The sequence below is a fragment of the Idiomarina aquatica genome (genome assembly GCF_004362895.1).
Lineage (GTDB): Bacteria > Pseudomonadota > Gammaproteobacteria > Enterobacterales > Alteromonadaceae > Idiomarina.
This window is the reverse complement of sequence record NZ_SNXI01000006.1, coordinates 56,988-79,665: the sequence shown is the minus strand read 5'-3', so window position 1 is coordinate 79,665 and position 22,678 is coordinate 56,988. Positions and strand designations below refer to the sequence as shown.

Below are 22,678 nucleotides of genomic sequence, written 5' to 3'. Positions count from 1 at the left end.
TCGTTTGTATCTTACTATACAGGATAAAAAAAGCCGCCCGAAGGCGGCTCATTAATTATTGCATTTTTGTGTAGTTACTTCTGCGTTTCCGTGTCTTGCAGATCATCATCGTGTTTTTCCATCTCCCATGGCAGTACGCCAGGACTGTGGTGACGGAAGTGCAGATAGTTTTCAAACTGATTGATTACATCGTTGATAATATCCGCCTTCTCCCAGCCGTATAGGTCGTAGGACTGGCCACCCTGACGCAGAAATACTTCGGCACGATAATAGACTTCGCGGTGCTTATCGTTAGTAAGAGCAAACTCCGGTAACAAGTAGTCACGTAGTCGTACTTCGTAGGCAAAGTCGAGCTCCTTATCGCGCTCAACTGTCAGCATAATACGATTGTGCTCTTTGTCTTCGGCAAACTCGGCTGGCCAATCCTGGCTTTTCAGTTCATCTCTAACTTGTTTGAGTGACTCTTCAGCAGCGCCATAGATAAACGACAATACCGGTTCTTTTTTCGGAAAATCTACCAGACCGGATAGGCGTTTTTTCCAGTAATCAGGGCCTTCATTAACCCCTCTGCGATGAAATTGGCGGTGGCTTTTGAGGCTCGTATATTGATGTCCTTCGATGATTAACGCTCGCCACATGCCAACGGCGGCGATGAGAATGACTACGGCAAACGGTAAGGCACTGGTGATAGCGGCGGTTTGTAGGGCGCTAAGACCCCCGGCTAAGAGTAGAACCGCAGCTACTATACCTTCTGTTGACGCCCAGAAAACACGCTGCCAAACGGGTGTTTCCAGCATGCCGCCTGACGATAACGAGTCGATAACCAGTGAACCAGAGTCAGACGAGGTGACAAAGAAAGTAATGATCAATAGCACCGTGATAAAGCTGATGATACTGGTTAATGGCAAGTTCTCGTAGAGCTTGAATAAGGCAATTGCCTGATTATTCTGAACTTCGCTAATTAGCGCCGTGTAGCCTTCGTTCATAATCATGTTGAGGGCTGTGTCGCCAAACACGGCAAACCAGAAAAAGGTAAATATTGACGGTACCAGCATCACGCCGAATACGTACTGGCGAATCGTGCGGCCACGAGAAATTTTGGCTATAAACAAACCAACAAACGGGGCCCACGCTATAGTCCAACCGAAAATAAATAGCGTCCAGTTACCAATCCAGTCACTGCGCGTGTACGCTTGCAGATTAAACGTGCGCTCGACAATACCACTTAGGTAGGCGCCGGTATTCTGTAAAAAGGTCTCCAGAATATGCACCGTTGGACCGGCGAAAAATACGAATAGCAACAGGAATAAAACCAGCGACATATTGATTAAGGATAGTCTCTTAATCCCTTTGTCCATACCGGCAACGACCGATGCAATGGCTGCCAGAGTAATAACTGCTATAGCAATAATCTGTACTGTAGAGCCAATGGGAATGTCTTCCCATAAGTAGTTTAGGCCGGTGTTAATCTGGATAACCGAGAGCCCCAGGGTTGTGGCAATACCAAACATAGTTCCTAAGATGGCAAAGGTGTCGACCGCATGTCCAGCAGGTCCGTTAATTTTTTCGCCAATCAGTGGGTATAGCGTGGAGCGCATTGAAAGCGGCAAACCATGGCGGAAAGAAAAATACGCCAAAACAAGCCCAACCAGGCCATAAATTGCCCAAATATGAAAACCCCAGTGGAAGTAGGCGATCTGCATTGCTTGTTTCGCTGAGTTGACTGTTTCAGCAGCCCCGGCCGGCGGATCAGCATAATGCAGTACGGGCTCAGCAACACCGAAAAACAGCAGTGCAATGCCGTATCCAGCCGAGAACAGCATGGCAAACCAAGAGGTAAAACTATATTCCGGTTCGCAGTGGTCAGGACCCAGTTTGATACGGCCCCATTTAGAAATCCCTACACCAACGATAAAGATTAAAAACAGCGCGACCGCCAACATATAAAACCAGCCGAAATGCTCAGTAATGCCGGCTAGTGTGCTATCGAACAGTTTACCTGCCTGCTCGGGTGCGCTTAAGGTACCAATGACCAATAAGGCGATAACAAAAATCGCGGGTAGAAATACCGGAAACAAAATGGCGTGATGCCATGGTTTTTTATCGGTAGCCATTTAACACTCCTGTTATTTTGGTTATTTCCTAATTAATAGTTATAACGTACTAAAGAAAAAGCACAAAGGGTCACTTTTTATAAATATCCACTTTTAAGGTATCTAATGCTTGTCTATACTCTTGGGAACATTTTGTTCAGTTCAGGGAACCATAATGGCAAGAACGCCACAGTTTGATCGTGATACCGCACTTACTAATGCAATGAGTTTATTCTGGCGTCAGGGCTACCATGTCACCTCAATGAAGGATATCGAGCACGCTCTGGATATGCGCCCGGGGAGTATTTATGCTGCATTTGAAAGTAAAGAGCGGTTATTCAGAGAAGCGCTGGCGAGTTATGGTGAATCGATCAAGGAAAGTTTTGCCAGCACCCTGGCAACCGGAGAGCGCGAACTCGACGGGGTGACTAATTTGACTTTATCGATGGTTGAACAAACGCAATCCGGCATCCCGAGTAAAGCCTGTATGCTCATAAAAACACTGCTGGAACTCAGCAATAGCAAAAATATGGATAACCAAGTGGTAAAAGATTACATGAGCGAGCTGCAACAGATGTTTGTGCAGAAGTTCCGCCATGTAATTGCCGCCGGTGAATTATCGCCCCACGCACAGCCAGAACGTCTGGCACGCCTTTACCAATCAAGCATTATTGGCCTTAGCGTGATGGCTCAGCGTGACCTTCCGGTAGAAGAGCTACAGCAGTTGGCAGAAGATATTAATGCGCAGTTATTGCCTGCCCACCAAAGTTAATCTGTGAAAAGTTGTTTGTAACGTGCCGGATTAAAGCGCAACGTGCAAAGCAAAATAACCACGCCTACGACAATATGAAGTTGCCAGCCGAGCGTGTAGTCGCCGCTCATGTCTCTAAACCAGCCGGTTAGCAGCGGCATTAGGCTGGCAAATATAAAACCAATACCCTGCATGAACGACACTAGACGCCCTGCCTGTACCGGATTGTCTAAGTGATCAAGCGCCATTACAATACACAAAGGGAATGCGCCGCCGAGGCCAAAGCCACACAGACCTGACCATAACCAGGGTGATACTTCCGGAGCAAAGCTGAGTCCGGCGAAGCCAATCATTTGTGTCACTACCGCAATCACCAGCCAAAGTCGACGGTCATAGCCGCGCGATAACGCGGGTAAAATGAGTGCGCCTGCTACTTGAACGAGCGAAAAGAGTGCGAGCAGGTTACCTGCTTGTTGCGCAGGCCATCCGAACTCACCATAAAACGGTGCTATCCAGGCAATGAAACCGGCATAACCGGCATTTACAAGTGCAAAGTAAGCACCTAAAAACCATGCGCGTGGGTATTTAAATGCTTTAAGCAGTAAATGCCTTGGCGGAATATCCGCTGCGGGGACCTGATTCTGTGGTAATAGCCATACCAGCAGGGTAAGGATGGCGAAGATCGACCATGCGGCGAGGGCATAATAACGCTCGGCCAAAGCGTCTGCCAGCATCGGTGTGAGTACTGCGCCCAACGCGGCGCCGCCCATTAACGCTGCTGACCAAAGGCCGGTTACCAGGCCCAGCCGGTTGCGGTATTGGTGCTTTGTTAGCTCGGGGATAATGATATGCAGTAACGCAATGCCAAAACCGCCAATCAGTGCACTGCCCAATAGTAATACGGTTGTGGGGGGATAAACGCGAATGGCCAACCCGACCGCCAGAATCAGTAAGCCAAAGCTAATCCCGCGTTTATAGCCAAGCGTCATTGTCAGCCGCCCGGCAAACAGTGCCAACAAACCAATCATTAGGATAGGCAGCGTAGTGAGTAATGAGATGCTGCTGTATGACGCGTCCGTTAAGTTAATTAATTCGTCGGTTAACGGTCCCACAGATGTTAATAATGGGCGCAGGTTAAGGCCCAGCAGAACCAGCAATAGCAAACCAAATAATAAAGCTTTTGGAGACGTGTTGAGGTTGCTTTTGGTGGTCTTTGGCACTGCATTTATTCCTTTAATTAGCCTGAACCGAACACTTTACTGTGTTTTGTCGTTGCTGTGAATATTTGCGATGACAGGATAAATTCAGTTTTTACCAACCCAGCCCAACCGTGGTATTCTCTTACGCCACTATTAACAATGAAATATTGTGCATATGGCAACCAGCATGGCGACGCATAGCGGCAACCTGTTCATCATTGCAGCACCAAGTGGTGCCGGCAAATCAAGCCTGATAAAGGCACTGCTAGAAAAGCATTCGGATAGGTCGATGCAAGTATCGGTATCGTCAACGACGCGCGCGCCGCGCCCGGGTGAGGAAAACGGTGTTCATTATCACTTTTTAACGGTGCCGGAATTTGAACAACGCATTGACCGTGGTGAATTTTACGAATGGGCCAGGGTTTTCGATAACTACTATGGCACATCCAGGAAAGTCGTCGAACAATCTTTGGCGGCAGGTATCGACGTATTTTTAGATATCGACTGGCAGGGTGCGCAGCAAGTGCGGGAGCATCATCCACAAACGCGGTCTGTTTTTATTGTACCGCCGAGCCTGGAAATTCTTGAGCAGCGTTTACGTCAACGTGGTCAGGACAGTGATGAAGTTATTGCCAAGCGAATGGCGAAAGCACAAGCCGAAATGTCTCACTACCACGAATTTGACTACCTTTTGGTTAATGACGATTTTGACGATACCTTGACGCAATTAGAGCACATTGTTATGGCTCAACGTTGCCGCATGCCATTACAGCAAGTCCGGTATGGCGAAACTCTTAAGGAATTACTTGGCTAATTGCGACGTTTTCCGTATAATAATTAGCCTTTCGGAAAATATCACTCAGGCTTTATGGGGAGTAAACCATGGCTCGCGTAACCGTTGAAGATGCCGTAGATCGCGTTGGCAACCGCTTTGATTTAATTTTATTAGCAGCTCGTCGTGCGCGCCAGTTGGCAGTACAGGGCAAAGAACCCTTGGTAGAAGTAAAAAACGAGAAGCCAACGGTAATCGCTTTGCGTGAGATCGAGCAAGGCTTGATTGATAACGACCGCCTTGACGCTGAAGATCGTCAAGCTCAGCAGCAGGCCGATGCTGAGGAAATGCAAGCCGTAAATGCTTTGCGCGGCGTAGAATAAACTATTTACCCAAGCATGATATAAGCCAACGACTCAACGGTCGTTGGCTTTTTTGTTGGAATGCTCGTATTCTGTTTAGAAACAGACCCATCAGTTCACGCAAAAGCATATTCTGTCGCGGAGATAGTCGGTGTACCTATTTGAAGGCTTAAAAACGCAAATTAGTGACTACTTGCCCGCGGAACAAGTGGAGCAGGTGCAACAGGCTTTTGTGGTAGCCAATGATGCACACAGCAGCCAGAAACGTAGTAGTGGTGAGCCCTATATCACTCACCCTGTAGCGGTTGCGAGTCTACTAGCTGATATGCGCCTTGATTACGAGACCATCATGGCGGCGCTGTTGCATGATGTCATCGAGGACACAGAGACTCGCCGTGAGGATCTCGCGGAGTTGTTTGGTGCGACCGTTGCGAACTTGGTCGAAGGCGTATCAAAACTAGATAAGCTGCAGTTCGATTCAAAAGAAGAGGCTCAGGCCGAGAACTACCGCAAGATGATCATGGCAATGACTCAGGATATTCGCGTTATTCTGATCAAGCTTGCCGACCGCACCCACAATATGCGTACTATTCAGCATTTGCGTCCCGATAAACGCAGACGAATAGCGCGCGAAACACTAGAAATTTATGCGCCGTTAGCCCACCGCCTGGGTATTCATGATATTAAAAACGAGCTGGAGCAATTGGGTTTTTGGGCCCTGTATCCCTGGCGTGCGCGGCTGTTAGAATCTGAAGTTAAAAAGGCTCGCGGCAATCGCCGTGAGTTTATGGAGCGTGTGCAAAGTGAGATTTCATCGCGCCTGGACGGTAATCACATTGAAGCGCGGGTGCAAGGGCGCGAAAAGCATTTGCACAGCATCTACCGAAAGATGCAAACCAAAGAGCTGCGCTTTAATCAAGTCATGGATATTTATGCGTTTCGGGTGATAGTCGATAGTGTAGACACCTGCTACCGGGTACTCGGCGCGCTGCATAACCTCTACAAGCCTATCGAAACACGCTTTAAAGATTATATCGCGATTCCAAAGTCAAACGGCTACCAGTCATTGCATACATCGCTGAAAGGCCCTCACGGAGTGCCGGTTGAGATCCAGATTAGAACCGAAGAGATGGATTTGATGGCTGATCGCGGTGTGGCCGCGCATTGGCTCTATAAAAATACCGATGATGCCGGCACGACAGCGCAGGTTCGCGCACGTAAATGGATGCAGAGTTTATTGGAACTGCAGCAAAGCGCTGGTAGTTCGTTTGAGTTTATCGAAAACGTTAAATCCGACTTATTCCCTGACGAGATTTATGTATTTACACCGGATGGCCGGATTATTGAATTACCGCAAGGCGCTACGGCAGTCGACTTTGCCTACGCTGTGCATACCGATGTCGGTAATACTTGTATTGGTGCAAGGGTAAATCACCGCACGTATTCGCTGAGTAAACCGCTTGAAACCGGGCAGACTGTCGAAATAAAAACCGCCAACGGTTCGCGTCCGAACATCGCCTGGCTCAATTTTGTTGTCACTGGCAAAGCACGCGCTAAGATTCGACAGTATCTCAAGGGTCAGGAGTCTTCAGAGGCGCAACAGTTAGGTGAGCGCTTACTGCGTTCAGCCCTAGGGCCAATTAGCTATGAAGATATCCCGGAAAGCGAGTTTACGCGCGTACTGACAGAAACCAAGGTTGAAAGTAAAAACGAGCTACTCAAACAAATTGGTTTGGGTAATATGATGTCGGTTGCTATTGCAAAGCGTCTGTTAGGGGAGCTGCAAACGTTAAAAGACGAGTTGCCGTCGCAACGTAGCTTATCTATCAAAGGCGCCGAGGGATTGTTGGTGAGCTTTGCCAAATGCTGTCGGCCGATCCCGGGCGATGACATCCTTGCTCACGTAAGTCCGGGCAAAGGGCTCGTGATTCACCGCCGTGAGTGTAAAAACGTACGTGGGCACGAGGATGAGCCGGGTCGATACTTCCCGGTCGAGTGGGATAATAAACCCGATGCAGAGTTTATTTCGGAAATTCGTATCGAAATCGTCAATCACCAGGGCGCTTTGGCAAAACTGACTTCGGCGATTGCGACAACGGGCTGTAATATTGACGGCCTTAGAACCGAAGAGATCGATGCGAATATTTATTTTATTGATGTGGCATTAACTATCCGTAATCGTAAACACCTAGCGGACGTTATCCGACACATTCGGAAAATGCCTGATGTTCAGCGCGTGACGCGCTTAAGGAAGTAATCATGTCTAAAGTTATTATTGCAACGGATAAAGCACCAGCGGCCATCGGGACCTATTCACAAGCCGTTAAAATTGGCACTACTGTTTATCTTTCTGGTCAGATTCCACTGGTTCCGGAGACGATGGAGTTAGTCAGTGAAGATTTCGCCCAACAAGCCGAACAGGTTTTTAAAAATCTCACTGCGGTATGTGAAGCTGCCGGTGGCGAATTACAGGATATGGTTAAGGTACAGATCTATCTGACTGATTTGGCCGAATTTGCCATCGTGAACGAGGTGATGGCAAAACATTTTAAAACGCCTTATCCTGCTCGTGCAGCGATTGGTGTTAAGCAGTTGCCGAAAGGTGCGCAAATCGAAATTGATGGCATTTTAGAGTTGCCAAGCACCAACTAACGCGCTTTCGCTTAATTTAACGAGTGACAAAGAAGCGGCTAAACAGCCGCTTCTTCTGTTTCCGGATGACGATCTTCAAGTGGCCGTCGCCACAGGATCATCAGCAACGCGACACTGCCCAGAATAAAGCAGTAACCGGTGTGAAGACTGACTGAGAGCGGTGATATACCAAAGCTGGCTCCCATTAACAGAGCCTGGGCACCGTATGGCAACGCGCCCTGAACCGTGCAGGCAAAGATATCTAATAAGCTGGCACTTTGCCGGGCGGCTAAGTTCCCTTGTTTAGCCAGTCGTTTGCTGACTTCGCCGGCCAGCAGAATACTGACGGTATTATTGGCCACACAAAGGTTGGTGAGTGAGGTTAAACCCGCAATACCGAATGCTGACGAACGTTGTTTGTTTTTACTAACACGGCTGGAGACGGCCTCTACTACTTTGGCTAAAAATGCCAAGCCGCCTTGTTGTCGGATAAGGCCTGAAAGGCCGCCGATGAGTAGCGATAGTAAGAAAATTTCTTGCATACTGCTAAAGCCATCGTAGATATCCTGGCTAAACTTCACCCATTGGTAGTCGACAGTTACCATACCAAAACCCGCGGCTAACACGATTCCAAGCCCTAACACGGCAAATACATTCAAGCCCATCACGGCCAACACGATAATCGCGAAATACGGTAGGCAAAGCCAAAGGTTTGCGTCAGGAATCTGAAGGGGCACATTGCTGGTGTCGTAACTGATTAACCAAAGCACCGTAATGACAGCTGCGGGGATAGCAATTTTTAAGTTGGCACGGAATTTATCTCGCATACTGCAGCCCTGGGTGCGGGTAGCTGCGATGGTGGTATCAGAGATAATGGATAAGTTGTCACCAAACATGGCCCCGCTAACTAATACACCTGCAAGTAACGGCAGGCTGATGTCGGTTGCCTCGCCAATTCCTAGTACAACCGGGGCTAGTGCTGCCAATGTTCCCATGGAAGTACCCATGGCGGTAGATATCACCCCGGCGATCAAAAACAGCCCGGGAATCAAAAACGAAGCCGGAATAATTTGTAAGCCCAGTGCCACCATCGCGTCGACGCCACCGGTTGCTTCGGCGACAGTGGAAAATGCGCCCGCCAGCAGGTAAATCATACACATGGTAATGATGTTGCTATCGCCGACGCCGGCCACAAAGGTTGCGATACGCTCTTCAAACGCTTGCCTGCTCAGCAATATGCCCAGCGCAATAGCCGGTAGAATCGCAACTGGACTAGGTAGCTGATAGAAGGCGTACTCAACACCTTCTGTTTGAAAATAAATACCAGTTCCCAAAAACAAAGCCAAAAACAACGCCAGCGGCAACAGTGCCTTGGCGCTCGGGGGCTGAACGGCGGCGGATGAATTCATACCACTTCCTTTATATTTTTATTTAGACGTCCAGAAGTTTATACAGCTAATCCCTCTAGTGCAACCCTGATCAATTTACGTGTAAACTACCTATAACATGGTTTTACCGTTTTGGGGCAGTTATGAGTCCGGATGATCTCCACCTACAGTTACGCAACCTTCGCTTAGAAGATTACCCACAATTAAAAGAGTTAATGGATGCCATCTATACCGATATTGGTGGTGCCTGGAGCCAGTTTACAATCGAGAAGCTGATAAAAGACTTCTCGGAGGGGCAGTTTTGCCTTGAGGATAACGGCAAAATTGTTGGTGTCGCCCTTACTGTTAAGGTGGCCTACAACAAATTTTCTAACCCGCACACCTATGACGATTTAATTGGTCATCGCGAGGCGATTCTCAACGATAAAAAAGGTGATGCACTTTATGGGCTGGATGTGCTGATCCACCCGGATTATCGTGGTTATCGGCTGGGACGTCGGTTATATGATGCGCGTAAAGAGCTGTGCCGCCAGGCCAACCTGCGTGCGATTCTCGCTGGTGGTCGTATTGTCAACTATCACAAATATTCTGAGGAGCTGACCCCGAGTCAATATTTAGATAAGGTTCAGCGCCGCGAAATTTATGATCCGATATTAACCTTCCAGTTAGCCAACGACTTTACGGTTAAACGCCTGCTGGGTAAGTATCTGCCGGAAGATCAAAAATCTCGCGGTTTCGCGACTTTGTTAGAGTGGAACAACTTCCTCTACGACCCTTCTACCAGCATTTTAACTACGCGTATTCAAAACGTCCGCGTGGGAGCTGTGCAGTGGCAAATGCGATCGGTAGAGTCTGTCGATGAATTGTTACAGCAGGTCGAGTATTTTATTGACGCGCTCTCTAATTACCAAAGTGACTTTGCGGTGCTGCCTGAGTTTTTTAATACCCCGTTGATGGGATTGACGGATCAGAGCCAGCAAATGAGTGCGATACGGTTCCTTGCCGGATACACTGAGCGTTTTAAAAGCGAAATGTCGCAAATGGCGGTGAGCTATAACGTCAATATTATTACTGGCTCAATGCCGTTGCAGGAAGGCGACAGTATTTATAATGTTTCCTACCTTTGCCGCCGCGATGGCTCGGTTGAAGAACAACGCAAGCTTCATATTACGCCGCACGAGAAGCGTGACTGGGTTATTGAGGGTGGCAATGAGGTTAAGGTGTTTGATACCGACGCCGGGAGCATTGGTATTCTGATTTGTTATGATGTTGAGTTCCCGGAGCTTGGTCGAATCATGGCGGAAGAAGGGCTGGAGATATTGTTTGTGCCGTTTTGGACTGATACTCGCAATGCCTATTTACGTGTTCGCCATTGTGCTCAGGCACGTGCAGTCGAAAACGAATGTTATGTGGTTATTTGTGGCAGCGTAGGCAACCTGCCCGAAGTCGAGAGCCTCGATGTTCAGTATGCGCAATCAGCGGTATTTTCGCCGTCGGACTTCGCCTTCCCGCACGACGCGATAATGTCGGAAACAACACCCAATACCGAGATGCTGATGTTTTCAGACCTTAATTTAGACGAACTTCGTTATCTTCACCACGAGGGTTCGGTCACTAACTTAAAAGACCGACGTACCGATATTTACGAAGTCTCCCGCAAACATCGTAGTTAATGATGTGATTTTATAAGGATAAGTGAGGGTTAAGGAATGAGTCCGGAGCGCTTTAAGCGCATTAATGAAATGCTGAATTTGCGTCAGCCAGACCTGACTGTAGTGATGGAAAATGTTCATAAAAGTCACAATGTGTCAGCGGTTATTCGCACTGCCGATGCGGTTGGCGTGCACAAAATGCACGCTGTTTGGGAGTCATCAAAACGCAAAATGTCGGCCGGATTAGCGCTGGGTAGCCAAAACTGGGTCGGTGTTTCGCATTATGATCAGGTTGCAGATGCAATAAAGGCGGTTCGGCAGCAGGGCATGCAGGTGGTTGTAACCAACTTGTCTGAGCAGGCGATTGATTTTCGTGACGTTGATTACACTCAGCCAACTGCCATTTTGATGGGCCAGGAAAAACATGGTGTCACCGAAGAGGCACTGGCGCTTGCAGACCATCAAGTGATGATCCCGATGGTCGGTATGGCGCAATCATTAAATGTTTCGGTGGCGGCTGCGGTGATGCTGTACGAAGCACAACGCCAGCGTCAGGCTGCTGGTCGATATGGGCATAATCAGCTGGATATCGCTGAACGGCAGCGTATTTTATTTGAGGGCGGCCACCCCATTTATGCGAAGGCCTGTCGTCGCAAAGGTATCGATTATCCTGAGCTTGACGAAGCTGGCCAAATTGTTGCCGGTGACGATTGGTGGCAAGCCATGAGAACAGCGAAATAGTCGACAATGTCCACTGCACAGCCGCTTACCCGAATCCCGTTGACGACCCTGAAAGGGGTAGGTGAAAAAGTTGCTCAAAAGCTAAAAAAATTGGGACTGGAAAGCGTACAGGATGCGCTTTTTCATCTGCCGTTACGTTATGAAGACAGAACACGGATCGCAATGATAGCGCAACTGCGACCGGGGCAATCTGCAAACCTTGTGGTCGACGTGCAGCATGCAGAGATTAAATATGGCCGCAAACGCATGCTGCTGGTCAGAGCTAAAGATGACAGCGGCTCTATCACTTTGCGCTTTTTCCAGTTCAGCGCAGCGCAATTAAAACAGTTTAGCGCGGGCACCCGATTGTTAGTGTTTGGTGAAGTCAGGCACGGCATGGCCGGTGCTGAGCTTATTCATCCTGATTATCAGTTGCTGGAAGCAAATCAGCAGGTGAAGCTGGATAAGACTTATACGCCGGTCTATCCGACAACGGAGGGTGTTTATCCGGCTGCGTTACGTAAAATTATTGAGCAGGCGTTGTCCTATCTGACTGCAGCCGCGGTTGAGGAGCTACTACCGGCGTCTTTGCAGCCACATCAATTGTCGTTAGTGGATGCGATAAAAACCTTGCATCACCCGCCTGTTGGAACATCGCTACAACAACTGGAACTTGGTCAGCACCCGGCTCAACAGCGGCTGGCGGTTGAAGAGTTGTTAGCGCATCAAATTAGCTTGCTGCAATTGCGACAGCAACGCCAAAGTGAGGGCGGCATCGCGATTCGTGCTAACGGCGAACTCGCGCAACAATTTTTAGCGACTTTGCCATTTAAACCGACGCAGGCGCAGCAACGTGTGGTTGCAGAAATAGCAAACGACCTGCAAAAAAGTGTGCCCATGATGCGTCTGGTACAGGGCGATGTCGGCTCAGGGAAAACGCTGGTTGCAGCGCTGGCAGCGCTGGCCGCAATAGAAGCCGGTTATCAGGTTGCCTTGATGGCGCCAACAGAACTGTTATCGGAGCAACATGCATTGTCGTTTTCCCAATGGCTGGAGCCGTTGGGTATTGGTGTTGGCTGGTTAAGCGGGCGCACCAAAGGCAAAGCGCGGCAACAGTTGTTGCAGCAGGTCGCTGACGGAGAGGTTGCGATGTTAGTTGGTACTCATGCCTTGTTCCAGGACGACGTGCATTATCAACGGCTCGCGTTAGTCATTATTGATGAGCAACATCGTTTCGGCGTGCACCAGCGGCTGCAACTGCGACAGAAGGGCGTTAAAGCGGGTTTTCAGCCGCATCAGTTAATCATGACGGCAACACCAATACCGCGCACCTTAGCAATGACAGCATATGCTGATTTAGCAACCTCGGTGATTGACGAGTTGCCACCGGGGCGCACACCGGTGACTACGGTGGCAATCCCCGATACACGCCGTGACCAAGTGATAGCGCGTGTTAGAGAGGTATGCATAACGGAACAACGACAGGCTTATTGGGTGTGCACGCTAATTGAAGATTCAGAAGTGCTTGAGTGTCAGGCCGCAGAAGAAACCGCTCGTGAGTTGCAGCAGGCATTACCTGAATTAAAGGTAGGGCTTGTTCACGGGCGTTTAAAAGCTGAAGAAAAAGAACAGGTGATGCAGGCATTTAAAGCCGGAGAACTTGATCTTTTAGTTGCAACTACGGTTATTGAGGTGGGGGTTGACGTGCCCAATGCCTCGCTAATGATTATTGAAAATCCCGAACGCCTGGGCTTGGCACAATTACACCAGTTACGGGGGCGAGTTGGGCGTGGCTCAGTCGCCAGCCACTGCGTATTGCTCTATAAAAGTCCGTTATCAAAAACCGCAACTGAGCGTTTAAGCGTATTAAGAGAAAGTAACGATGGCTTTGTAATAGCGCAACGGGACTTAGAAATAAGAGGTCCCGGTGAGCTATTAGGGCAGCGACAAACGGGGTTAACACAATTAAAAGTTGCTGATTTAGAACGTGACGCAGACTTGGTGCCTTCTGCGCAACAGTTAGCAGAGCAATTACTGCGCGATTATCCGGCGACTGCCTCCGCCTTAATCGAGCGATGGCTGCCGCGGCGCGATGAATATGCACATGTGTAAGACACAATTGCCAGTGGCTGATATCGCACAAACCGGTCGCATCAAGTACACTAAAGGAAATAGGTTCAAGGTGTTTGTATGAACGATAAACAAGATAAGCAAGACCAACAAAGAGACTCGATTGACTTTGGCTACCAGCAGGTCGCGCGCGAGCGGAAGAAGGGGCTGGTGGCAAATGTTTTTAATTCTGTTGCGGCCAAATATGACGTAATGAATGACCTGATGTCGATGGGTATTCACCGACTCTGGAAACGTTACACCATAGATTGTAGCGGTGTTCGCCAAGGCATGAAGGTACTTGATATAGCTGGCGGTACCGGTGATTTAACCGCGCAATTCGCACGTCGGGTTGGCCCGCAAGGGGAGGTCGTGCTGGCCGATATTAACGATGCCATGCTCAAAGTCGGCCGGGACAAGCTGCGTGACAAAGGTCATGTCGGTAATATTCGTTACGTTCAGGCGGATGCTGAGCAACTGCCCTTTGACGATAATAGTTTTGACATCATTACCATTGCTTTTGGTTTGCGCAATGTCACGGATAAACCTGCCGCCTTACGTTCGATGTTCAGAGTACTGAAACCGGGTGGGCGTTTATTGGTATTAGAATTCTCCAAACCGATAACGCCGGCACTTGAACAGGTCTACGACTTTTATTCGTTTAATGTACTGCCCAAAATGGGGCAGTTAGTGGCCAACGATGCGGATAGTTATCAATATTTGGCTGAGTCAATTCGTATGCATCCGGATCAAGAAACGTTAAAAACTATGATGCACGAAGCAGGTTACGATAACGTCGACTACCAAAACTTAACCGGCGGCATTGTTGCTCTGCACCGAGGATACAAGTTTTAATGAAATCACTTTCGTTAATTCCCTGGTTGGTATTGGAGACTCTGGTCAACGAGTTATTGTCGCGTGATGCAAACTCGCCGGAGCGACTACAGAAGCTTGCCGGAAAGGTTTTACGGTTTGATATTAAAGAGTTGCCGTTTGTTGTTACCGTAACAGTTGAACAACAAGCCATACGCCTAAGTACCTCTACAGAGGGCGATGCAGACTGTTGGATACAAACGGAATTAGGCGTATTACCAGAGCTTACTGATAACGCTAATTTAACGCGTTTAATCAAAGCCGGGCAGTTAGATATTGAAGGTGACCCGATGCTGGCGCAGCAATTAGTAATGCTGGTTAAAGGGTTAGATATTGACTGGGAATCGGAATTGGAAGCGAAGCTCGGTGTGCTGCCTGCGCAATGGTTAAGTAATTTGTGGCGGTCCGGACAGCGACATATGAAAGAGGCCAGTAAGTCTCATCGTCGCTGGATAAACGGGGTTGTGATTGAAGAAAAACGGCTACTTCCGGCACGGATTGAATTTGAACAGTTTAAGCAACAGTTACAACAACTCAGGGCGACCATTGAACGCCTGGAACGTCAGGTAAAACAGGAGCAGTAATGCGCAGTCGGCGACTTTACGCGATAACAAAGACCTTATTGAACTATGGTTTAGATGATCTGATTCCGGCTAAATGGCTGCCATGGTCTTTGCGTTTAGGCCGTCATGTGTTGTTCTGGATGCCTAACCGGCATAAAGACAAACCTGCGGGTGTACGGCTCAGGCTGGCGTTGGAATCTCTCGGACCGGTGTGGGTTAAATTTGGACAAATGTTGTCAACCCGGCGTGACCTGCTGCCGCCCGATATCGCATTAGAACTCGCCTATTTGCAGGATCGTGTGGCGCCGTTCGATGGTAATGCGGCCAAGGCGATTATTGAGAAATCCTTGGGTATTAACGATATCGCCGAGTTGTTTGAAAATTTCGATACACAGCCGTTGGCGTCGGCCTCGATTGCGCAAGTTCATACCGGACAAATCCGGCTGGGTGAGAACGATGTTAAGGACATCGTTGTAAAAGTCATCCGCCCTGATATTCGCCGTACTATCGACGCCGATTTAGAATTAATGGAAACCCTGGCAACAGTGATGGCGCATCACTTACCCGATGGACGCCGGCTAAAGCCCAGAGAAGTGGTAAAGGAGTACCGTAAAACATTACTCGATGAGTTGGATTTATTGCGTGAAGCAGCTAATGCAATTCAGTTAAAACGTAATTTTGAAGAGTCAGAACTACTTTATATTCCGACTGTTTACAGTGATTACAGCCGTCATAACGTGATGGTGATGGAACGAATTGATGGCATACCCGTTAGTGATGTTGAGGTGTTGCAAGCCCGTGGCGTAGATATGAAGAAGCTTGCCGAACGTGGCGTCGAAGTGTTTTTCACGCAAGTGTTTCGGGACAGTTTCTTTCACGCAGATATGCACCCGGGCAACATTTTTGTTGCCAAGGATGAACCGTTAAACCCACGCTACATCGGCATTGACTTTGGCATTGTTGGCACCTTAAACCGTGAAGACAAACGCTATCTTGCGGAAAACTTTTTGGCCTTTTTTAATCGTGACTATCGTAAAGTTGCGGAGCTGCATGTAGATTCAGGCTGGGTGCCACGGCACACCAATATTGAAGAATTCGAGTCCGCCATACGTACCGTTTGTGAGCCTATCTTCGAGAAGCCGTTAGCCGAAATTTCGTTCGGACATGTATTGATTAATTTATTTAATACGGCCAGACGATTTGAAATGGAAGTACAGCCGCAACTGGTGTTATTGCAAAAAACCTTATTGTACATCGAGGGGTTAGGCCGTCAGCTTTATCCGGAGCTGGATTTATGGAAAACTGCCAAGCCATTTTTAGAGCGTTGGATGAACGAGCAGCTTGGATGGCGGGCTGTGGTTCGTTCGGTCAAAGAGAACGCCCCCTACTGGGCTGAGAAGTTGCCGGAGTTGCCTAATTTGCTCTATGAAAACCTGAATTCTCAGCAACATATTCAGCGTCAGCTCGAGCGCCAACATCAACAGCAGTTGATGCATCAGCAGCAGGCGTCACGCAGCTCCTTCTGGTCTCTGTTAGCAGCTAGCGGTGTGGTAAGTACAGCATGGCTGGTAACAGAAAGTAGCACCCCTCTGTGGCCGATCACTTTCGGTGTGATTACTGTTATACTGGGATCTTTGGCGTGGCGGTCGCGACCCCGCGCTAACAATCTTTAATCAAGATAGGTGAATTATGGGCGGCATTAGTATTTGGCAACTGCTTATTCTATTGGTCATTGTGGTACTGCTTTTCGGCACCAAACGTTTGCGCAACTTAGGTAGTGATATGGGTAGTGCCGTTAAAGGGTTTAAAAACTCGATGGGTGACAGTGATAAAGCGGATGAGGCGGAATCAGATAAAGAAGGCAAGCCTGATAGCCAGCTATCTGAGCAAAAAAACGAATCACATAAAACTGAATCTGACCGATCAGAAACTGATTCCTCGCGGAAGTAACCATGTTTGATATCGGCTTCTGGGAACTGTTGTTAATAGCGATAGTCGGCCTATTGGTGCTCGGCCCCGAACGATTGCCCTCTGCGCTTCGCAGCGCTCAGCGAACGCTTTCCGGTATCCGTAGCTATGGGCAGCGAATGCAAAATGAGCTTGACCACGAGTTGCGCATTAAAGAGTTGCACGAAAACCTCAAAAAGGCAGAGGCCAGCGATTTTAGCGATTTAAGCCCGGAGTTACAGCGCTCAATTGTAGAGTTACAAAGCGCGGCAGATAGCGTGCAAAGGCCTTATCAGCGCACCGACGATGAGGCGTCTACTTGTTCTGACGATTCAACTGACGGTAAGCGTGGTTCGGATGTATGAGCGATTCGCCACTGCTAGATCATTTACTGGAATTACGAAACCGGCTATTGCGGGCTATTGTTGTCATTGTCATCGTATTCGCCGCATTGGCTTATTTTGCCAATGACCTGTACCGATTATTAGCTGACCCGCTAATTGCACACCTGCCTGCCGGCACACAAATGATTGCCACTGACGTGGCAGCGCCTTTCTTTACGCCGTTTAAGCTAACTTTTGTGATTGCGGTTGCTCTCGCTATTCCCTTTTTGCTTTGGCAAATCTGGGCCTTTATTGCACCTGGGCTTTATCGTTCAGAAAAACGCTTAGTGGTGCCCTTATTGGCGAGCAGTACCATGCTATTTTACGCCGGTATTGCGTTCGCGTACTTTGTCGTTTTGCCGCTTGCGATGGGATTTTTTACCAGTGTTGCCCCGGCTGACGTGGCTATAGCCACCGATATTTCGCGTTATCTTGATTTTGTTTTAGCTATATTTATTGCTTTTGGTATTGCCTTTGAAACACCAGTCGCTATTGTATTATTGATATGGAGTGGGGTGAGTACGCCGGAGTCACTCAGTAAAAAGCGCCCGTACATTATTGTTGGGGCATTCACGTTGGGCATGTTGCTGACTCCCCCTGATATTATTTCGCAAACATTGTTAGCGATTCCAATGTGGCTATTATTTGAATTGGGGCTGGTCATAGGACGGTGGTATCAACCCAAAAAGGAACAAGAATAATAAACACTGATGTGGTTTGATGCTGGAGTTAACTTAACCAATACACGCCTGCTAACCAATTTAGACGGCGTGATGGAGCGTGCCCGGGCGGCAGGTGTAACGCGGCAACTTATTATCGCGACTAACGAAAGCGAAGCGCAGGCAGCCATTACACTATGCGAACGACACCCTGAGCAGCTGGTAACTACTGTAGGTGTGCATCCTCATGACGCAGCCGGGGTCAGTGCAAACTACCTTGAGCGTTTGACGGAACTTGCAAAACATCCTGCAGTAGTCGCTATTGGTGAGTGCGGCCTGGACTTTAACCGAAATTATTCGCCGCCAGAACAACAGATTAAGGTGTTTAGCGAACAAATTCAGCTGGCTAATCGGCTTGGCTTACCTTTGTACCTGCATGAGCGCGATGCGCGTGAAAAGCAGATCCAATTGCTTGATAAATTGTGCTCAGCATCGACTGAATGTATCTCTCACTGTTTTACCGGGGGGCCGGAGGATGCTAAAGCCTACAAAGCAAGAGGACACTGGTTTGGAATAACAGGTTGGTTGTGTGATGATCGCCGCAACCAGGCGCTAGTAGCGGCATTACCACTGCTGCCCCAAGATCAGTTATTGATTGAAACTGATGCGCCCTTCTTGTTGCCTCGTACGTTACGTCCCCGACCTAAACTTAACGAACCACAATGGCTGCCGGAAGTTGGCTGTGCGCTGGCTCAGCACTTAAACTTAAAGCAGGAAGAAGTAGCTAAATTAACTACTGATAATGCGTGTCGCCTGTTTGCGTTGTCGGAGGCAAGCGGATGATGCGTTGGTTATATGGCATATTTGGCGTCGGATTAGTGTTGCTGCTTACGCTTTGGTTTGGCGTTAATGCTCAAGCCGAGGCGCCACAGGCAGGCAATGAACTTGATATCTGGTATCTGAGCAGCGAACAGCAGCTAACCTTGGCGGATGTTTATGATAACGACTCGGTGACGTGGGAACCATTACAAAGTCAGCGGGCCTCTTTTGGTTATACCAAGGACGAATATTGGTTCAGGCTCTCGATTGACAGCGCAAGCTACGACCGAGTACTTCACGTAGGTTATCCGTTAATCGATTATCTTAACCTGTACTGGGTAAAAGCTAACGACATAACGACCTATAAGCTAGGCGACCGCCAACCTTATTACCAACGGCCGATTTTAACTTCTGAGTTTTCCGTGCCAATTCCGGCTGGTCAAGCTGGTGTTATGTACTTTAGTGCGCGTACAGAAAGCTCTATGCGACTGCCATTATCAATGCGCAGCGAAACCCAGTTTTTTGATACGCAAATGCAAAAAAGATTAGCTGAAGGCATCTATTTTGGTGTCCTGTTATGTATGGCTGTTTATAACCTGTTCGGGTTTGTTGCGTCACGAGAGCCGGAGTTTGGTCTCTACTCTTTGTACACCCTGTTTTTTGGCGGGTTGATGTTGTCGCTGGACGGCTTAGGCTTTCGTTACCTGTGGCCGGAATCGCTGTTTCTGCAGGACAAAGGCATCCCAATTTTTGGTAGTTTAACTCTTTTAACAGCCGCACTTTTTGCCTATCAGCTGCTGCGTTTAAAACAGTACCGTCGTACCCTGGCCCGGGGTCTGTTTATTATGGCTGGTTTGTCCTTTTTTACCTTGTTAGTAGGTATTTTCGCGAGCTATCGAATCAGTATCCACGTATTACTTACGTTGGCCGCACCAGGCTGTCTGTATTTGTTGATTGTAGGAGCTTACTTGTGGCGTAAGGGCTTTGTCTACGCGCGCATGTTCACCATTGCCTGGGGCACTTTACTGCTATCTGTAATGGCCAAGTCGCTGGGATACCTGGGAGTGATTGATAGCATGTTTATTCAACGACATGCCATCATGTTGGGCTCCGGCATCGAGATATTATTACTTTCCTGGGTGTTGGCTGTTAGATATAACGAGCAGCGACGCGAGAAACTTGAGGCCCAACAACGCTACAACGAGGAGCTGGAAGGGAGCGTAGAAGAGCGAACCTTTGAGTTGCAAATTGCGTTACGTGAGTTACAGGATGTAAATGCTGAGCTTGAAAAACGCAATTATGAAGACTCGTTAACCGGTCTTTATAATCGCCGTTATTTTAGTCAGCAGATAGAGAAAGAATATCGGCGCGCCTACCGCAGTAAGCGACCACTCAGCCTGTTGATGGTCGATATTGATCACTTTAAGAAAGTGAATGATACCCATGGTCATTTTATTGGTGACCAAATTCTGAAAGGCATGGCTGATAGACTAAAAGATAGTGCAAAGCGCCCCGGCGATATTGTTTGTCGGTATGGTGGCGAGGAGTTTGCGGTTATTTTGGCCGATTGCTCACAGGCACAAGCCGAAGCGTTCGCTGACCGTCTTGTCACGCAAGTAAGAAGCCAGCCATTCAATACCGACTCAGGCCCCCGTCACATTACCATTAGCGTTGGCGTGGCAGAGTTGAATAGTCAGTCAGGACAATCCACCGAACACTTGTTTAAGGCGGCAGACGAAGCGCTGTATCGTGCTAAACGCGAAGGTCGCGATCAAGTCGTTACGGTGTAGCCGGTCAATTTTATGTTAAGGAGTTTGTTGTTATGACCGAATTAGGCCATTTCCCTTTCAGTCGTATGCGCCGCAATCGGGCCAGTGATTTCCGTCGACGCCTAGTCGCTGAACATGCACTTAGCGTCAATGATTTTATCTATCCAATGTTCGTCTTAGAAGGGCAACAGCAACGTGAAACGGTTGCGTCAATGCCCGGTGTCGAGCGACTAAGTATCGATTTGCTGGTTAAGGAATGTGAAGAGTTAGTCGAACTGGGAATTCCGATGGTGGCGATATTTCCGGTCACGCCAGGGTCCGCCAAGTCATTGATGGCCGAAGCAGCCTATGATGATAATGGGCTGGCACAACGTGCGGTTAAAGCAATAAAAGCCGCTTTTCCCGAGCTCGGTGTAATGACCGATGTGGCGCTGGACCCTTTTACTACTCACGGGCAGGACGGCATTATCGATGAACAGGGCTACGTGCAAAATGACATCACCACGGAGGTGTTGGTAAAGCAGGCGTTATCGCATGCGCGTGTCGGAGCTGATGTTGTTGCACCGTCCGACATGATGGACGGTCGTATCGCTTGCATTCGTGAGGCATTAGAAGAAAATGGCTTTGTTAATACCGCGATAATGGCCTACTCCGCTAAATATGCCAGCGCGTTTTACGGGCCATTCCGGGATGCGGTCGGCTCTTCGGGGAATTTAAAGGGCGCTGATAAAAAAACCTACCAAATGGACCCTGCCAACCGGCTAGAGGCTATACGTGAAGTTGGTCTCGACATCCAGGAAGGTGCAGATATGGTGATGGTAAAGCCGGGAATGCCCTATTTAGACGTTGTTCGGGAAGTAAAAGACCGTTTTGGTGTGCCTACGTTTGCTTATCAGGTGAGTGGCGAGTATGCGATGTTGAATGCTGCCATTCAAAATGGTTGGCTCGGTGAGGACGTGATAGAGGAAAGTCTGCTGGCATTCAAGCGTGCCGGAGCCGATGGTATTTTGACGTACTTTGCTAAGACAGTTGCTAAAAAAATGGCGAAAAAGTAATTAAACTAGGCTGTTTCGGTGGCCACAAGCTCGGCCAGGAGGCCCTCGCGAAGAGCACCGTTGGTGACTCCAAAATGGCTTATTTGTAATTCGGTTAGTATTCCCATTAAGATAGCCAAACCGCCGCACAAAATTGCGCGGCGGTCATCGCGAAGGCCGGCAAAGTCTAGTTTTTGTACGTGGCCTGCGGCAACACATCGTTCTATCAGTACAGCCAACCAATCGGTCGTTAATTGGGCATGATTTTCCGCTAAGGCGATTTCCGCCACTGCCCGAAATGTGCCTGAAGCACCTAAAACATGTTGCCAGCCAACCTGCTGATATTGTTGTTTAAGACCGCTAATTTGAGAACGACTTTGCTGTATAGCATCGTTAAAGCGCTGTCGCGTTATTGTCTGTTGATCAAAATAGTTATTTTGAAATACGACACAGCCCATATCTAGGCTGTTGAGGACTTTTGCCTTAAGTGGTTCACCGGCGATAACCTCGGTACTGGCACCGCCGATATCAATGACTAACATCGGGCCTTTTTGTTCTGAAGCCGCACAAACACCAGAAAAAATCAAAGCCGCTTCACGCTCGCCGGATATGACCTCGATGGGATAATTAAGTACCGCTTCTAACTCTGGTAAGACGGCATGTTGATTTGTTGCTTTACGTAAAGCCGCTGTTGCAACAACCTTGAGTGCGTCCGGTTTGAAGCGCGCTAACTGGTCGGAAAACCCTTTTAAACAGTCCTTCGCGCGGGCGATGGCCGCTGCATCTAATTCCAGCGATTTATTGAAGCCATCTGCGAGTCGAACTTTGTGCTTATATCGGGCAATAATGCGGGGCTTTGGGAAAAAACCCCGCATAGAAACCTCGGCAAGCAGCAGGTGAAAGCTATTTGAGCCCATATCTATTGCTGCGAGGCGTTTGAAACTGGCGCTCATG

21 protein-coding genes are annotated in these 22,678 nt (G+C 48.5%); 17 read left to right on the top strand and 4 right to left on the bottom strand.

Annotation, left to right across the window (positions count from 1 at the left end; all coding sequences use genetic code 11):
• Positions 1-74 precede the first annotated feature (74 nt).
• On the bottom strand, positions 75-2,114 hold the full coding sequence (locus tag DEU29_RS06585; RefSeq protein WP_133539462.1) for a BCCT family transporter: 2,040 nt from the start codon (positions 2,112-2,114) through the stop codon (positions 75-77).
• A 154-nt stretch (positions 2,115-2,268) separates the two neighbouring features.
• Between DEU29_RS06585 and DEU29_RS06580 the strand changes: the two genes are divergently transcribed.
• Positions 2,269-2,865 (top strand): TetR/AcrR family transcriptional regulator, encoded by a 597-nt coding sequence (locus DEU29_RS06580; RefSeq protein ID WP_133539461.1) that lies wholly within the window; start codon positions 2,269-2,271, stop codon positions 2,863-2,865.
• On the opposite strand, the gene DEU29_RS06575 is transcribed toward DEU29_RS06580, so the two are convergent.
• Positions 2,862-4,064 (bottom strand): cyanate transporter, encoded by a 1,203-nt coding sequence (locus DEU29_RS06575; RefSeq protein ID WP_133539460.1) that lies wholly within the window; start codon positions 4,062-4,064, stop codon positions 2,862-2,864. The genes DEU29_RS06580 and DEU29_RS06575 overlap by 4 nt on opposite strands.
• A gap of 166 nt (positions 4,065-4,230) precedes the next feature.
• Here DEU29_RS06575 and gmk point away from each other — a divergent pair, with 166 nt between their 5' ends.
• The 4 genes from gmk (at position 4,231) to DEU29_RS06555 (ending at position 7,829) form a co-directional block, all read left to right on the top strand.
• Positions 4,231-4,857, top strand: coding sequence for a guanylate kinase (gene gmk, locus DEU29_RS06570; protein WP_133539459.1), 627 nt, complete (start codon positions 4,231-4,233; stop codon positions 4,855-4,857).
• 68 nt (positions 4,858-4,925) lie between these two features.
• Positions 4,926-5,198, top strand: a complete 273-nt coding sequence (gene rpoZ, locus DEU29_RS06565) for a DNA-directed RNA polymerase subunit omega (RefSeq protein ID WP_133539458.1) — start codon at positions 4,926-4,928, stop codon at positions 5,196-5,198.
• Positions 5,199-5,328: 130 nt separating this feature from the next.
• A complete protein-coding gene (gene spoT / locus DEU29_RS06560; RefSeq protein WP_133539457.1) occupies positions 5,329-7,434 on the top strand; it encodes a bifunctional GTP diphosphokinase/guanosine-3',5'-bis pyrophosphate 3'-pyrophosphohydrolase in 2,106 nt (701 codons plus the stop codon).
• A 2-nt stretch (positions 7,435-7,436) separates the two neighbouring features.
• Positions 7,437-7,829: a RidA family protein gene (locus DEU29_RS06555; protein WP_133539456.1), complete on the top strand. Its 393-nt coding sequence runs from the start codon at positions 7,437-7,439 to the stop codon at positions 7,827-7,829.
• A 38-nt stretch (positions 7,830-7,867) separates the two neighbouring features.
• On the opposite strand, the gene DEU29_RS06550 is transcribed toward DEU29_RS06555, so the two are convergent.
• Positions 7,868-9,217 carry a Na+/H+ antiporter NhaC family protein gene (locus DEU29_RS06550; protein WP_133539455.1) on the bottom strand — a complete coding sequence of 450 codons (1,350 nt, stop codon included), beginning with the start codon at positions 9,215-9,217 and terminating at the stop codon, positions 7,868-7,870.
• A 122-nt stretch (positions 9,218-9,339) separates the two neighbouring features.
• On the opposite strand from DEU29_RS06550, the gene DEU29_RS06545 reads away from it, so the two are divergent.
• The 12 genes from DEU29_RS06545 to hemB all read left to right on the top strand — a co-directional run bounded on the left by DEU29_RS06545 (position 9,340) and on the right by hemB (position 21,745).
• Positions 9,340-10,869, top strand: a complete 1,530-nt coding sequence (locus tag DEU29_RS06545) for a bifunctional GNAT family N-acetyltransferase/carbon-nitrogen hydrolase family protein (protein WP_133539454.1) — start codon at positions 9,340-9,342, stop codon at positions 10,867-10,869.
• A gap of 36 nt (positions 10,870-10,905) precedes the next feature.
• Positions 10,906-11,589, top strand: coding sequence for a tRNA (guanosine(18)-2'-O)-methyltransferase TrmH (trmH, locus tag DEU29_RS06540; protein WP_133539453.1), 684 nt, complete (start codon positions 10,906-10,908; stop codon positions 11,587-11,589).
• Between the two features lie 6 nt (positions 11,590-11,595).
• Complete coding sequence (gene recG / locus DEU29_RS06535) at positions 11,596-13,680, top strand: ATP-dependent DNA helicase RecG (RefSeq protein WP_133539452.1); 2,085 nt, start codon at positions 11,596-11,598, stop codon at positions 13,678-13,680.
• Positions 13,681-13,758: 78 nt separating this feature from the next.
• Positions 13,759-14,532 carry a bifunctional demethylmenaquinone methyltransferase/2-methoxy-6-polyprenyl-1,4-benzoquinol methylase UbiE gene (gene ubiE / locus DEU29_RS06530; RefSeq protein WP_133539451.1) on the top strand — a complete coding sequence of 258 codons (774 nt, stop codon included), beginning with the start codon at positions 13,759-13,761 and terminating at the stop codon, positions 14,530-14,532.
• Positions 14,532-15,134 carry a ubiquinone biosynthesis accessory factor UbiJ gene (locus DEU29_RS06525; protein ID WP_133539450.1) on the top strand — a complete coding sequence of 201 codons (603 nt, stop codon included), beginning with the start codon at positions 14,532-14,534 and terminating at the stop codon, positions 15,132-15,134. The genes ubiE and DEU29_RS06525 overlap by 1 nt, the downstream gene beginning before the upstream one ends.
• A complete protein-coding gene (gene ubiB, locus DEU29_RS06520) occupies positions 15,134-16,786 on the top strand; it encodes a ubiquinone biosynthesis regulatory protein kinase UbiB (protein WP_133539449.1) in 1,653 nt (550 codons plus the stop codon). The genes DEU29_RS06525 and ubiB overlap by 1 nt, the downstream gene beginning before the upstream one ends.
• Positions 16,787-16,802: 16 nt before the next feature.
• Entirely contained in the window at positions 16,803-17,063 is a 261-nt protein-coding gene (gene tatA, locus DEU29_RS06515) for a Sec-independent protein translocase subunit TatA (RefSeq protein WP_133539448.1), read from the top strand.
• 2 nt (positions 17,064-17,065) lie between these two features.
• Complete coding sequence (gene tatB, locus DEU29_RS06510; RefSeq protein WP_133539447.1) at positions 17,066-17,425, top strand: Sec-independent protein translocase protein TatB; 360 nt, start codon at positions 17,066-17,068, stop codon at positions 17,423-17,425.
• The gene (gene tatC, locus DEU29_RS06505) at positions 17,422-18,144 is read left to right on the top strand and encodes a twin-arginine translocase subunit TatC (protein ID WP_133539446.1); all 723 of its coding nucleotides are present in this window, start codon (positions 17,422-17,424) and stop codon (positions 18,142-18,144) included. Before tatB ends, tatC begins: the two co-directional genes overlap by 4 nt.
• 9 nt (positions 18,145-18,153) lie before the next feature.
• Entirely contained in the window at positions 18,154-18,945 is a 792-nt protein-coding gene (locus DEU29_RS06500) for a TatD family hydrolase (protein ID WP_133539445.1), read from the top strand.
• Positions 18,942-20,711 (top strand): sensor domain-containing diguanylate cyclase, encoded by a 1,770-nt coding sequence (locus DEU29_RS06495; RefSeq protein WP_133539444.1) that lies wholly within the window; start codon positions 18,942-18,944, stop codon positions 20,709-20,711. The genes DEU29_RS06500 and DEU29_RS06495 overlap by 4 nt, the downstream gene beginning before the upstream one ends.
• A 32-nt stretch (positions 20,712-20,743) precedes the next feature.
• Positions 20,744-21,745 (top strand): porphobilinogen synthase, encoded by a 1,002-nt coding sequence (hemB, locus tag DEU29_RS06490; RefSeq protein WP_133539443.1) that lies wholly within the window; start codon positions 20,744-20,746, stop codon positions 21,743-21,745.
• Positions 21,746-21,750: 5 nt separating this feature from the next.
• On the opposite strand, the gene DEU29_RS06485 is transcribed toward hemB, so the two are convergent.
• Entirely contained in the window at positions 21,751-22,677 is a 927-nt protein-coding gene (locus DEU29_RS06485; protein ID WP_133539442.1) for a Ppx/GppA phosphatase family protein, read from the bottom strand.
• Between the last annotated feature and the right edge of the window lies 1 nt (position 22,678).

What these genes read in the sequence shown, in the direction of transcription:
- DEU29_RS06555 (WP_133539456.1), top strand. Translation starts at nt 7,437, where the DNA reads ATGTCTAAAGTTATTATTGCAACGGATAAAGCACCAGCGGCCATCGGG.
- DEU29_RS06500 (WP_133539445.1), top strand. Translation starts at nt 18,154, where the DNA reads ATGTGGTTTGATGCTGGAGTTAACTTAACCAATACACGCCTGCTAACC.
- hemB (WP_133539443.1), top strand. Translation starts at nt 20,744, where the DNA reads ATGACCGAATTAGGCCATTTCCCTTTCAGTCGTATGCGCCGCAATCGG.
- DEU29_RS06545 (WP_133539454.1), top strand. Translation starts at nt 9,340, where the DNA reads ATGAGTCCGGATGATCTCCACCTACAGTTACGCAACCTTCGCTTAGAA.
- DEU29_RS06485 (WP_133539442.1), bottom strand. Translation starts at nt 22,677, where the DNA reads ATGAGCGCCAGTTTCAAACGCCTCGCAGCAATAGATATGGGCTCAAAT.
- DEU29_RS06550 (WP_133539455.1), bottom strand. Translation starts at nt 9,217, where the DNA reads ATGAATTCATCCGCCGCCGTTCAGCCCCCGAGCGCCAAGGCACTGTTG.
- rpoZ (WP_133539458.1), top strand. Translation starts at nt 4,926, where the DNA reads ATGGCTCGCGTAACCGTTGAAGATGCCGTAGATCGCGTTGGCAACCGC.
- trmH (WP_133539453.1), top strand. Translation starts at nt 10,906, where the DNA reads ATGAGTCCGGAGCGCTTTAAGCGCATTAATGAAATGCTGAATTTGCGT.
- recG (WP_133539452.1), top strand. Translation starts at nt 11,596, where the DNA reads ATGTCCACTGCACAGCCGCTTACCCGAATCCCGTTGACGACCCTGAAA.
- tatC (WP_133539446.1), top strand. Translation starts at nt 17,422, where the DNA reads ATGAGCGATTCGCCACTGCTAGATCATTTACTGGAATTACGAAACCGG.
- DEU29_RS06525 (WP_133539450.1), top strand. Translation starts at nt 14,532, where the DNA reads ATGAAATCACTTTCGTTAATTCCCTGGTTGGTATTGGAGACTCTGGTC.
- ubiE (WP_133539451.1), top strand. Translation starts at nt 13,759, where the DNA reads ATGAACGATAAACAAGATAAGCAAGACCAACAAAGAGACTCGATTGAC.
- ubiB (WP_133539449.1), top strand. Translation starts at nt 15,134, where the DNA reads ATGCGCAGTCGGCGACTTTACGCGATAACAAAGACCTTATTGAACTAT.
- gmk (WP_133539459.1), top strand. Translation starts at nt 4,231, where the DNA reads ATGGCGACGCATAGCGGCAACCTGTTCATCATTGCAGCACCAAGTGGT.
- tatA (WP_133539448.1), top strand. Translation starts at nt 16,803, where the DNA reads ATGGGCGGCATTAGTATTTGGCAACTGCTTATTCTATTGGTCATTGTG.
- DEU29_RS06580 (WP_133539461.1), top strand. Translation starts at nt 2,269, where the DNA reads ATGGCAAGAACGCCACAGTTTGATCGTGATACCGCACTTACTAATGCA.
- DEU29_RS06495 (WP_133539444.1), top strand. Translation starts at nt 18,942, where the DNA reads ATGATGCGTTGGTTATATGGCATATTTGGCGTCGGATTAGTGTTGCTG.
- DEU29_RS06585 (WP_133539462.1), bottom strand. Translation starts at nt 2,114, where the DNA reads ATGGCTACCGATAAAAAACCATGGCATCACGCCATTTTGTTTCCGGTA.
- tatB (WP_133539447.1), top strand. Translation starts at nt 17,066, where the DNA reads ATGTTTGATATCGGCTTCTGGGAACTGTTGTTAATAGCGATAGTCGGC.